This is a genomic window from Chromatiales bacterium, assembly GCA_024234935.1.
GTDB lineage: Bacteria > Pseudomonadota > Gammaproteobacteria > Steroidobacterales.
Window position 1 is genome coordinate 247,190 of the sequence record JACKNI010000003.1, and the last position, 9,285, is coordinate 256,474.

The 9,285-nt window shown below is 60.3% G+C and carries 19 protein-coding genes; 3 read left to right on the forward strand and 16 right to left on the reverse strand.

Going from position 1 to position 9,285, the window contains the following annotated elements; all coding sequences use genetic code 11:
• The first annotated feature begins 64 nt into the window (after positions 1 to 64).
• A complete protein-coding gene (locus H6979_09665) occupies positions 65 to 1,117 on the forward strand; it encodes an SDR family NAD(P)-dependent oxidoreductase (GenBank protein MCP5140111.1) in 1,053 nt (350 codons plus the stop codon).
• A gap of 40 nt (positions 1,118 to 1,157) precedes the next feature.
• On the opposite strand, the gene H6979_09670 is transcribed toward H6979_09665, so the two are convergent.
• The 3 genes from H6979_09670 to H6979_09680 are packed head-to-tail and all read right to left on the reverse strand — an operon-like array spanning position 1,158 to position 2,616.
• A complete protein-coding gene (locus H6979_09670) occupies positions 1,158 to 1,577 on the reverse strand; it encodes a hypothetical protein (GenBank protein ID MCP5140112.1) in 420 nt (139 codons plus the stop codon).
• Entirely contained in the window at positions 1,574 to 2,170 is a 597-nt protein-coding gene (locus H6979_09675) for a hypothetical protein (GenBank protein ID MCP5140113.1), read from the reverse strand. The genes H6979_09670 and H6979_09675 overlap by 4 nt, the downstream gene beginning before the upstream one ends.
• Positions 2,171 to 2,181: 11 nt before the next feature.
• Positions 2,182 to 2,616, reverse strand: coding sequence for a hypothetical protein (locus tag H6979_09680; GenBank protein ID MCP5140114.1), 435 nt, complete (start codon positions 2,614 to 2,616; stop codon positions 2,182 to 2,184).
• Between the two features lie 170 nt (positions 2,617 to 2,786).
• Between H6979_09680 and H6979_09685 the strand changes: the two genes are divergently transcribed.
• Positions 2,787 to 3,548, forward strand: coding sequence for an SDR family oxidoreductase (locus tag H6979_09685; GenBank protein MCP5140115.1), 762 nt, complete (start codon positions 2,787 to 2,789; stop codon positions 3,546 to 3,548).
• Between the two features lie 10 nt (positions 3,549 to 3,558).
• Positions 3,559 to 4,308, forward strand: coding sequence for a hypothetical protein (locus H6979_09690; protein ID MCP5140116.1), 750 nt, complete (start codon positions 3,559 to 3,561; stop codon positions 4,306 to 4,308).
• Between the two features lie 24 nt (positions 4,309 to 4,332).
• On the opposite strand, the gene H6979_09695 is transcribed toward H6979_09690, so the two are convergent.
• The 13 genes from H6979_09695 to H6979_09755 all read right to left on the reverse strand — a co-directional run bounded on the left by H6979_09695 (position 4,333) and on the right by H6979_09755 (position 8,948).
• Positions 4,333 to 4,545 carry a GFA family protein gene (locus H6979_09695; GenBank protein ID MCP5140117.1) on the reverse strand — a complete coding sequence of 71 codons (213 nt, stop codon included), beginning with the start codon at positions 4,543 to 4,545 and terminating at the stop codon, positions 4,333 to 4,335.
• Positions 4,546 to 4,590: 45 nt separating this feature from the next.
• Positions 4,591 to 4,800: a hypothetical protein gene (locus H6979_09700; protein MCP5140118.1), complete on the reverse strand. Its 210-nt coding sequence runs from the start codon at positions 4,798 to 4,800 to the stop codon at positions 4,591 to 4,593.
• Positions 4,790 to 5,059 (reverse strand): BrnT family toxin, encoded by a 270-nt coding sequence (locus H6979_09705; GenBank protein ID MCP5140119.1) that lies wholly within the window; start codon positions 5,057 to 5,059, stop codon positions 4,790 to 4,792. The genes H6979_09700 and H6979_09705 overlap by 11 nt, the downstream gene beginning before the upstream one ends.
• Before the next feature lie 70 nt (positions 5,060 to 5,129).
• The gene (locus H6979_09710) at positions 5,130 to 5,663 is read right to left on the reverse strand and encodes a hypothetical protein (protein MCP5140120.1); all 534 of its coding nucleotides are present in this window, start codon (positions 5,661 to 5,663) and stop codon (positions 5,130 to 5,132) included.
• Between the two features lie 110 nt (positions 5,664 to 5,773).
• Positions 5,774 to 6,064, reverse strand: coding sequence for a CopG family transcriptional regulator (locus H6979_09715; protein ID MCP5140121.1), 291 nt, complete (start codon positions 6,062 to 6,064; stop codon positions 5,774 to 5,776).
• Positions 6,036 to 6,323 carry a BrnT family toxin gene (locus H6979_09720; GenBank protein MCP5140122.1) on the reverse strand — a complete coding sequence of 96 codons (288 nt, stop codon included), beginning with the start codon at positions 6,321 to 6,323 and terminating at the stop codon, positions 6,036 to 6,038. Before H6979_09720 ends, H6979_09715 begins: the two co-directional genes overlap by 29 nt.
• Positions 6,324 to 6,471: 148 nt before the next feature.
• The gene (locus H6979_09725) at positions 6,472 to 6,684 is read right to left on the reverse strand and encodes a type II toxin-antitoxin system HicB family antitoxin (protein MCP5140123.1); all 213 of its coding nucleotides are present in this window, start codon (positions 6,682 to 6,684) and stop codon (positions 6,472 to 6,474) included.
• A 3-nt stretch (positions 6,685 to 6,687) separates the two neighbouring features.
• Positions 6,688 to 7,035 (reverse strand): type II toxin-antitoxin system HicA family toxin, encoded by a 348-nt coding sequence (locus tag H6979_09730; protein ID MCP5140124.1) that lies wholly within the window; start codon positions 7,033 to 7,035, stop codon positions 6,688 to 6,690.
• Position 7,036: 1 nt separating this feature from the next.
• Positions 7,037 to 7,267, reverse strand: a complete 231-nt coding sequence (locus H6979_09735) for an addiction module protein (GenBank protein MCP5140125.1) — start codon at positions 7,265 to 7,267, stop codon at positions 7,037 to 7,039.
• A 166-nt stretch (positions 7,268 to 7,433) separates the two neighbouring features.
• Entirely contained in the window at positions 7,434 to 7,727 is a 294-nt protein-coding gene (locus H6979_09740) for a type II toxin-antitoxin system RelE/ParE family toxin (protein MCP5140126.1), read from the reverse strand.
• 327 nt (positions 7,728 to 8,054) lie between these two features.
• Complete coding sequence (locus tag H6979_09745) at positions 8,055 to 8,330, reverse strand: BrnA antitoxin family protein (protein MCP5140127.1); 276 nt, start codon at positions 8,328 to 8,330, stop codon at positions 8,055 to 8,057.
• Entirely contained in the window at positions 8,290 to 8,562 is a 273-nt protein-coding gene (locus H6979_09750; protein ID MCP5140128.1) for a BrnT family toxin, read from the reverse strand. The genes H6979_09745 and H6979_09750 overlap by 41 nt, the downstream gene beginning before the upstream one ends.
• 125 nt (positions 8,563 to 8,687) lie before the next feature.
• Entirely contained in the window at positions 8,688 to 8,948 is a 261-nt protein-coding gene (locus H6979_09755) for a helix-turn-helix transcriptional regulator (protein ID MCP5140129.1), read from the reverse strand.
• Positions 8,949 to 9,285 lie beyond the last annotated feature (337 nt).

Consider the following 9,285-nt stretch of genomic DNA (forward strand, 5'->3'; position numbering starts at 1 on the left):
GCGGATGAGTGGACTACAATCGAAGCGGCCGGGTCGAAGCCCTCACTCAGGACACGCACTCACCATGAATCAGCCATCCCCCCTGCTCAACCGCCGCCAGCTGATCGCCGGCACCACGCTCACGGCTGCTGCAATCGCACTCAGCGCCTGCAGCGGCAAGAACAAGGCCGTCGTGCGTCCGCCGGGCGTGCCGGTCGGACCCTTTGGCGCGAAATCCACCGCCGAGGAGGTCACGGCAGGCATTGATCTCAGCGGCAAGACCGCCCTGATCACCGGGGCCAACTCGGGCCTCGGCTACGAAACCATGCGCGTGCTGGCCCTGCGCGGCGCCCACGTGCTGTGCGCCGCACGCACCCTGGAAAAAGCCGAGGAAGCCTGCGCCGGCATCCAGGGCCGCACCACGCCGGTGGTCATCGAGCTGACCGATTTCCCGTCGATCGTCGCCGGCACCGATGCGGTGCGGGCCATGGGCATGCCGATCGACATGCTGATCCTCAACGCCGGCATCATGGCGCTGCCTGAACTCGAGCAGGTCTACGGACTCGAAAAGCAGTTCGTCACCAATCACCTCGGCCACTTCATCGTCGGCAACCGGCTGCTGCCCCAGGTACGGGCTGCAGCGCAGGGTCGCGTCGTGGTCCTCAGCAGCAGCGGCTACCAGTGGGCACCGGAATCGGGCATCGAGTTCGACAACCTGTCCGGCGAACGCGGCTACGAGCCGAACAAGATGTACGGGCAATCGAAGCTCGCCAATCACCTGTACGTGCGCGAGCTGGCCAGGAAACTTGCCGGCACCACGACCACGGCAAATTCGGTACACCCCGGCGTGATCATGACCAACCTCGGCCGCAGCTTCCCGGAATGGAAGCAGACGGCCGCGCGGCTGATCGGCTGGACTTTCATGAAGAGCATCGAGGCCGGCACTGCCACGACCTGTTACGTCGCAACCGCACCGGCGCTTGCCACCGTCAGCGGCTACTACTTTGCCGACTGCAATCCGGAATCACCGGGCGGCAACATGGAAAACGACGCGCTGGCCGCGAAGCTGTGGGCGGTATCGGAGGAGCTGACGCGGCCGTATCTGCTGGCCTCTGTCCCGGCCAGCGAAACCATATAGGCGGTTTCACGCGGGCCCCCGACTGAAACAGCGGCGCTGGTCAGTCCACCTTGTTCTGGGTCAGGAACATGGCCTTGTCGAGCGCGGCGAAGAAATCCTGGTAGGTGCGGGGATCGGTAACGTTCTCCTCGCCGATACGGGCGTTGGTGCGAACGGAAACCTGTTTCGACCCCTTGTCCTGGACCGTTACCGTCATCCGCATGGTGTACTTGGTCAGGCGGGTGGCGGTGACCGTGCCCAGATCGACATCGGCATTGTCGATCACGAAACCAAGATCCTGAAGAGTGGCGATGACCGACCGCATGGTCATCGCCTTGTCGAGCGTGTCATAGACGCGGGTCTGGATTTCGCGGGCTTCAAGCTGGCTGCCGGAACCGGTTACATCGGGTGGTGCCGGCGTTACACAAGCGGCCAGGAACGCCGTAAGCAGTACGAGCAGCGGCGCGTGATTCATTCTCATAGCTTGTTGACCTGCAGGAAGATGGACTGGGACAGCTTGTCAAAAATATCCTGGTAGGTTTTCGCGTCGACAACCGGCTCTGTCAACGTGACCTGCTGCATCTTGTTGAAAACAACACGCTGAATAGTGACCCGCGCGACGAATTCACCCTTCCTGGCCAGGCTGGGCAGCACGACCAGCGTGACCGTGATCTTCTGCTTGTCACTGGCGTTAGCTGAGTAGTTACAGGAGGTCCCCCCCGCTGCACAGAGAACATCCAGCATGAACAGGCCGGTCTTTTCAGATTTCGAGTCAGCATCCGATACTTTTGATGCGCTGAGTACACCCAGAGGCTTCTCGACGTCATCAAGGTTGTATTCCATATCCTGCAGTACCGCTACGGCAGCGGCCAGAATGATGGTCTCCGAGGGTACGGCAAAGCTGTGGCTTTGCATGGTACGGATATCGATGGTGGTTTCCGGCAAGCGCAAAGCAGCCTCGGGAATCTTTGGCGTTGCGGCGCAGCCCGCCAAGGCGAGGATCGCAATTCCCGCCGATGCGAGGGCCGCACACCGCGCACGGCACCGGTCCATCAGATCGATGCGGTTCGACACCGCCCGCAGCCTCAGAAGCTGGACTGACGATAGGAGAAGTCGCGAACCTGCTTGTTATCGTCAAACTTGATGATCACAGTCAGGGTCTTTTGCGATGAGGCCGCTGCGCCGGCGCTGCGGCTGGCCCCGCCGAGGCCGCCACCGGAACCGCCGAAAATCAGCCCAACGACAGCGCCGCTGCTCTTCGAATACGCGACCTCGGTAGAAATCTTGTCGTAAATCCAGGTCTCCTGCCGATTCTCGTCGGTGGTCACGATGTTGGGCGAACCGAGCACCTCGGCAACCTCGGCTGCCGACATACCCATCTTGATTTCCTTCTGGACCGTGCCGACGGTGAGCCTGGTGCCCTCGTCGTTGCGCACCTCATCCAAGTGTTTGCTGGCTGTACAGCCCGCAAATACAGTCAAAGCGGCGATCAGCAAACCAGACCGGAGCATCGGATTCATGGCGGGTTCCTCGACTGATATTGAGTAAACGGGAACAACAGGTAGCCTTGATGGTACACCAATGATGCTGCGACGCGAACATCGCAGCGGGCAGAAAAATGAGCGGCCATACAGGGCACTGCATACCATGTACAACCAATCCGTCCCTGTCCCGACCAGCGAGAGTACAAGTGAATACACCCTCTTCCGCAGCCAGCCTCAGTGGCCGCTACCTGCTCATCAGCGGTGCGGCTTCCGGCATCGGCCGGCAGTTGCTGGAGAATGCGCTGGCCGATGGCGCGCGGTGCGCGGTGCTGCTGCGCGACTCGGCCGAGTCGCAGCCCATCAGCTCCCTGCTGCCCGCCGCACGCATCCATTGCGCTGACCAGGCCGATCCCGGCCGCATTGCCGACATCACCCGCAATGCCATCGCGAGCCTCGACGGCCGCCTCGACGGACTCGTCTGCGCGGCTGGCATCTTCGAGCACCGGGCCGGACTCGATACGGATCTGGCGCAGTGGCAGCACGTACTCAACGTCAACCTCAGCAGTACTTTCGAGGTGGCCCGGGAATGCGCGCAGGTCATGGCGGGAGCCGGCCGAGGTTCGATCGTGTTTCTCTCAAGCCAGATCGGCATCGTCGGCCACCCGCAGGCAGCAGCCTACGCGGCATCGAAGGCCGGACTCAACGGGCTGACACGTGCACTCGCCATCGAACTCGCCGGCCGCGGCGTGCGGGTGAACGCCGTGGCACCCGGACCGATCGCCACACCGATGACGGCCGGGGCGCGAGCCGACCCGCTGCGCAACCAGGCCCTGCTCGCGAGCATTCCGCTCGGCCGCTACGGCACGCCCGACGAAGTGGCGGCGGTCATCGCCTTCCTGCTCTCCGATGCGGCGTCCTTCGTGACCGGCCAGGTTGTCTGCGTGGATGGCGGCGTCACCGCGGCCTGAATATCGCGCCATGAGCACATCGCACACGGCAGACTACGGACCGGACGGCCGGGTGGGTGTTGCGGTTCCGCATGGCAACCCGACCGTCGAGCCGGAATTGCGCGCGCTGATCCCCGCAAGCATCGGTGTGTATGCCACCCGGCTCATCCACCCCTCGCCGCGCGTCGAGCAGCGCATCGATCACTACATCCGCCACATGCCGGATGCGATCCGCAGTTTCGGCGGCATGGGCCTGCGGGCCTTCGGCTTCGGTTGTACCGGCAGCTCCTATATCGCGGGACTGGAACTCGAAGAGCGGCTGACGGTTGCGGCGAGCGAGGAATGCGGGCTGCCGGTCATCAGCGCAGCGCAGGCGATCCGGCTGGCGCTCACCGCGCTCGGTGCAAACAAGGTGGCGCTGGTATCACCCTACCCGGAGAACCTCGCCGAGGCCGGTTATCGCTACTGGGACAGCGCCGGCATCTGCATCGTGTCGAAACTGCGCGTGGATCCCGCGCTCAGCGACACGCACCGCATCTATGAACTGGGCAGCGACGACGCACTGGCCGCCCTGAGGCAGATCGACCGTAGCGGAGCCGACTGCCTCCTCGCCAGCGGCACCGGCATGCCGACCCTGCGGGCGCTGCGGGTACTGCATGACGAGTCCGCGCTGCCGGTCATTTCCTCGAACCTGTGCCTGGCCTGGGCACTGACCCGTGCGGTCACGCCGGAACAGGCACCGGCAACGCCGGGCCTGCTGCTGGCACAGCAATCACGATAGAGATCACCAGCGCCGCTTCTGATCTCACGCTGGAAACCTCTCCGCTGATGGAACTTCTTCAAGCGCCCGATCCCAACTTGCTCTGCTCGATACAAATATATGGGCAGTGGGACGCAGTGAAACCTCAGTGTCCAGGCTTCCGGCAGGAACAACCACGAGCTTGCCGTCCATCTGAGTGCTCGGTAGGGCTGATCCGCACTCCAGACAGAACGATCTGCCGTGCCGCGTGGATGGCAACGTGAACTGCCTGACCCTGTCCTGGCCAACGGTTGCAACCGTTGGTCAGGTTGCCGACCCCTGCCGCTTATCGACATAGTCGCGGAGTGCGCGGTTTACAGCGTCGGAGTCGGGAAACAGCTTGTGGAGATCGGGGTCGATGATGGCGATGTTGGTGCCCTCATCGCGATACCGCTGGGCGTACTTGCCCCGGGTGCCGGAACGGATGAGTTCCGGGGGGTATTCGGGTCGCAGGTCTTTTTCGTTACTGCTCATAAGCCTGACGCTCTCGGCGGGTCATTTGCCGTGCGGAGATGATCCTGAGTCTACCACCGCGTTCCGTGAACGCCACGACCAGGTACCGGTCCGCCAACGTCTTGCCAAATATGACAAAACGATCTTCCTCCCGGGAATGATCGGGGTCCAGGGCGGTCGACGATAGAGGGTCGGCAAAAGCTTCGGTAGCCTCGCGAAAGGTGACACTGTGTTTGGCCTCGTTGTCACGAGCTTTCGCCGGATCCCATTCGAACTCCATCAGTGGTGCCTATGCAACCTAACGCGTGCGCTGAGGCGCCTGCGTGAGCGCGTCGCGCTCAAGCGCCTGGTTAGGTATCGTCTTTCTTTTCATCGGACATTGGTGCCGCTGTATGTGGCGGTACGTCTACTCCGCTGATGAAGTCCTGTGCTTGTTTCTCGATATCCGGGTCGAGATCAGGGCCGCGGTGCGAAAAGGTGATGGCGAAACCCAAGCTCGGACGTATCGGGTGTCTGCAGTAAAGTGAATAGATCTGCAGCTTCTGAGGTTCTCGCTTGAAGATGGAAATGTGCGCCTTCTTGTCTTCGGCAGTCGCCTGATACTTCACGCATGGGTATCCGCGGGCGTCAGTGTAGTCGTAGCTAGCGTCGCTTACAGTGAAGCGATCCGGCGATGTGTCTTTCTCGATACTTTCCTTAATCAATGCCACAAAGTCTTCGTTGCTCGTGGTCTCTGTGAGATTGAATGCAAGAACGCTAGCTACATAGCTTTCGGTTGCTCTTGCGCCATGGCGAACAAAGGACCAGCCACCGGGGGTGGATAGGTCAAGAGCCCATCCTTCCGAGTTCGGGGTCCGTATGTCCAGAACCTCGCCCTTGAACATCTTTCCGGGTGGGACGGGTTGTGGCGCGCACCAGCCGACTATAGGAATCAATATTGCCAGTAGTAGGGCAGACGTTTTCATGGGGCGCATTGAACGTCGATACCTAACGTCTACGCTGACCGGCGCGTGTTCTTTGATGCGCGTCCGGTCGAGCGTTTGGTTGGAGACTGGTCCGAATGACGATCAGCATAGGTATCGAGGAGGCTTCGAATCATTCTCTGATACGGCACCTTTGAGCGTGCTGCATGAGCCTTGAAGAAATCCACGCTCTTCTTGCTGAGGGATATTGTGATCTTGACGCCATCTTCCTTCAGTACAAGCTGGTCTGGAGGCGGCAGGAAGTCATCAATGACCTCCAGCCTGCCAAGTGGCTCATCTGTGTACTTTTGAGTGTGCTTCATAAAGCTTCCTGCCCCTACGCCAAAAGCCGGCGCCGATTATCCGAATGATGTTGCCCCGATAAGTGAATCTGACTGTCAGGACGCCCTCCGATACGCGACCGAAGCAGTAGTAACGCTGCTCGTCCTGGCTGTGCCCCAAGTCACGAGCTATGACGCGGCCGGGATCGAGAAATGCGATCTGGGCCTCGCCAAAAGACACGCCGTGCTTTCGTTGATTCTCGGCATCCTTGACCGGGTCCCAGTCGAAATCGGCTGTCATGGAGGAACCCTACCAGAGGTATGGCTAAATAGCCATACGACAAATACGGGATTTGCGAGGGGCCTTCTAACGGACGAGCTGAGCGCCGCACGTGGAGTGGATTCTCGCTGGCACTGCAATATTCACGCGAGCGCTCCAGAGCAATTGGTTAGGCGGCGACCTCGACGTAGTCAACCCGGCTCAGCGGCGGAGGAATCGGGGCGCCATCCTCTCGAAGCCCATCGAGGTGAAATGCGATTGCCTGACGTTTCGCCTGCTCCGTGGCTTCGACTGTAGCGCCAGTTGCAACGCAGCCGGGCAGATCAGGAACGTACGCCGAGAAGTTGGTCCCTGCTGCCTCAATCACGATTGCGTATCGCATAAATCACCCTGGTTTCTTCAGCCCGGACTGGTTGAGGATACTGTTCAGAGTCCCCGGCGCCAAATCGTCACCGGGTTTGCCCGGGACCGTTACCCGGCCTGACTTGATCCGGTGCCTGAACTGGCGGTGGCTACCGCGCGTCGCTACGAGGTACCAGCCATCGTCGAGGAGTAGCCGGGACTGCGGGACTGATGTGCGACGGCGAAAATGACGATGCCAGCAGTCACTTCCCGATAGACGACCGAAAAGGGAAAGCCCTGGAGAAAAACACGCCGGGTATTCGCCGCTGCCGGCGACCCAGCACGGGGGAAGGCCAGTGCGCGGGCTGCTGCCGGTGCGAACCTGGCCGATTTCACCGAGACAGGCGCCGGGCCTCGGCAAACACGTCTTCGGCCGCGTAGGTCTGCGTTTCTCCACGGTCATAGGCCGCCACTCGCGCCTCAATCTCCCGATTCCAGAGCGTCTCAATGTCGGACAGCGGGGATGCCTGCAGGGACTCCAGAAGGGCTTCCGCAAGCTGGGCTCGCTCTTCGGCCGCGAGCGTGCGAGCCATTTTCTCCAGGTCTTTCAGGGAAGAGGCCATGTCATGTCTCCCTCACAGATGCATGGATCTTACGCCGTGATACGCAGTCTGTCGCGGACCGCTAACGCCTGAGCTGAGCGGCGCCAGTGGCTGGCGCGCAGGTTGCGCTTGCAAGCCGCGTGACAGGTGCGTCAGGCGACCGGTGGAGCGATTGGTTATGTGCCAGCTAGAGTTCGTACCGGCTGAGATCAAGTGCGCCATGGAATACACCGAGAATTTCTATGCCGCCACTGGACGTGATCAGGTAGGTGATTCGGTAATGGCCGTAGAGCAATATCCGGATGTTTCGCGATGAGCCCCAGTACCGATGGCCCAACTCCGGAAATTCACGAAGCAGCTGAGCTCGTTCATAGATACCTTCAACCGTTCGTGCTGCCGCCTGCGGATTATCGGCAGCAATGTACTCGTGAATGTCTTGCAGCCAGCGCTCGGCCTCGGTTGTCCAGGTTATTGCTGCCACAAGCGAATGCGTCGGCCCATTTCTTCGTTCGATATGGAGCGCTTTGCGTCAGAATCAGCGAGACCACGAGCGACCATGGCGTGAAAGGCAAGCTCCCGGATGAGCTCTTCCCGCGAGCTATCCTCCGGTTGCTGCTGAATCAAACGCGTCAACTCTTCCTTGGCCGTGGACATTGGCGATACCTCCAATTTGTCCTGAAGGGTGCCACAGATAATCACTTGATGGAATGGCACCTAACGTCCGAGCTCACCGGCGCCAGTGGCTGGCGCGCGGGTTGCGCTTGCAAGCCGCGTGACAGACGCGTCAGGCGACCGATGAAGCGATTGGTTAGCCAGCAGAACGACCGGACTTAGGAGTGGACCGCTCAAGGACACCCGCCATGCGTGTCTGCCACCCAGGTCCCGTCGCTTTCCATTTATCGATAACTTCCGGCGGCAGTCTGAGAGATAGGAGCTTTCGTGGGCTGGCAAGTTTCGGACGCCCGCGCCGCACGAGCTTCTTCCCGTGATAAAGGTCTGCGCCGGCCACCCAGCTATCGGTGATTTCCGGCGCTTCGTCTCGCTCAGGCGAGGAGCGGCCTGATTTTCTTCGCTTCGCGCTCATGACAATGCCTCATGCTGATGATGCGTCTGGCTGCGCCGCGCGGAGTCCAGACGAATACGACGAGCCTCGAATCCAGCCAGCCGACTGTAATGTAGCGCGGCTCGCCATAATCCCACCGGTCATCTTTCCGGGTCAGGTGCGGTCCGGCAAAGACCTCCTTGGCCCTGCGCATATCGAGACCCCGCTCATCTAGCGTCTGCTGGCGCTTCGCGGGATCGCAGGTTATACGCATCTAATAACTGTAGATACGTTTAATGGAGCCGTCAACAGGTCATTGAACTCCAGCCAGGCCTCTTTCTGCTGGCTAACGCTCGCGATCACGCACGCGCATCGTCGCGCGTCGCGTGGATGGCATTGTTATGCCGCATGCTGTTCGTTTTCTTCCCAACCCGGAAACACAAGCACGGCGGGATGGCACTTGAGCGCGCGAGCAAGAACCTTCGCGCGCTCGACCCCCAGGCTGATGCGATCATTCTCGATCGCGGAAATTGTGGCTTGAGGTATTTTCGTGAGCCGAGCCAACTGATTCTGACTGAGTTCCTGAAGCTCCCGAATAATTCGTACGGATTCACCAACTGAAACGGCTACGCGGCGCTTGGCTGGACGAAACTGGGTCATTTATGGCCTCCGATAATCATGGGCCGTGACCGCAACAACCTGAAAGAGTTGATCTGCAGCAACCACCCGATAAATTACGCGATACTGAATTCCCAAACGGGATGATCGATGGCCTCTCCACTTCCCAGAAAGCGCCTCGTCATTAAATCCCTTGATAAGCCGTAAGCCAGACGGACCGGATACAGATGTTATGTCCAGCCACTTCTCATAGCGCTTCAAAACGTCCCGTGGCACGGCATCAAGCTGTTTCTCAACCCTTCTGTGCTCCTCGACACGCCACATGCTATATAGTATCTATACTATAAATAGTATGTCAAGCAGGCAATCCTATGCGGCA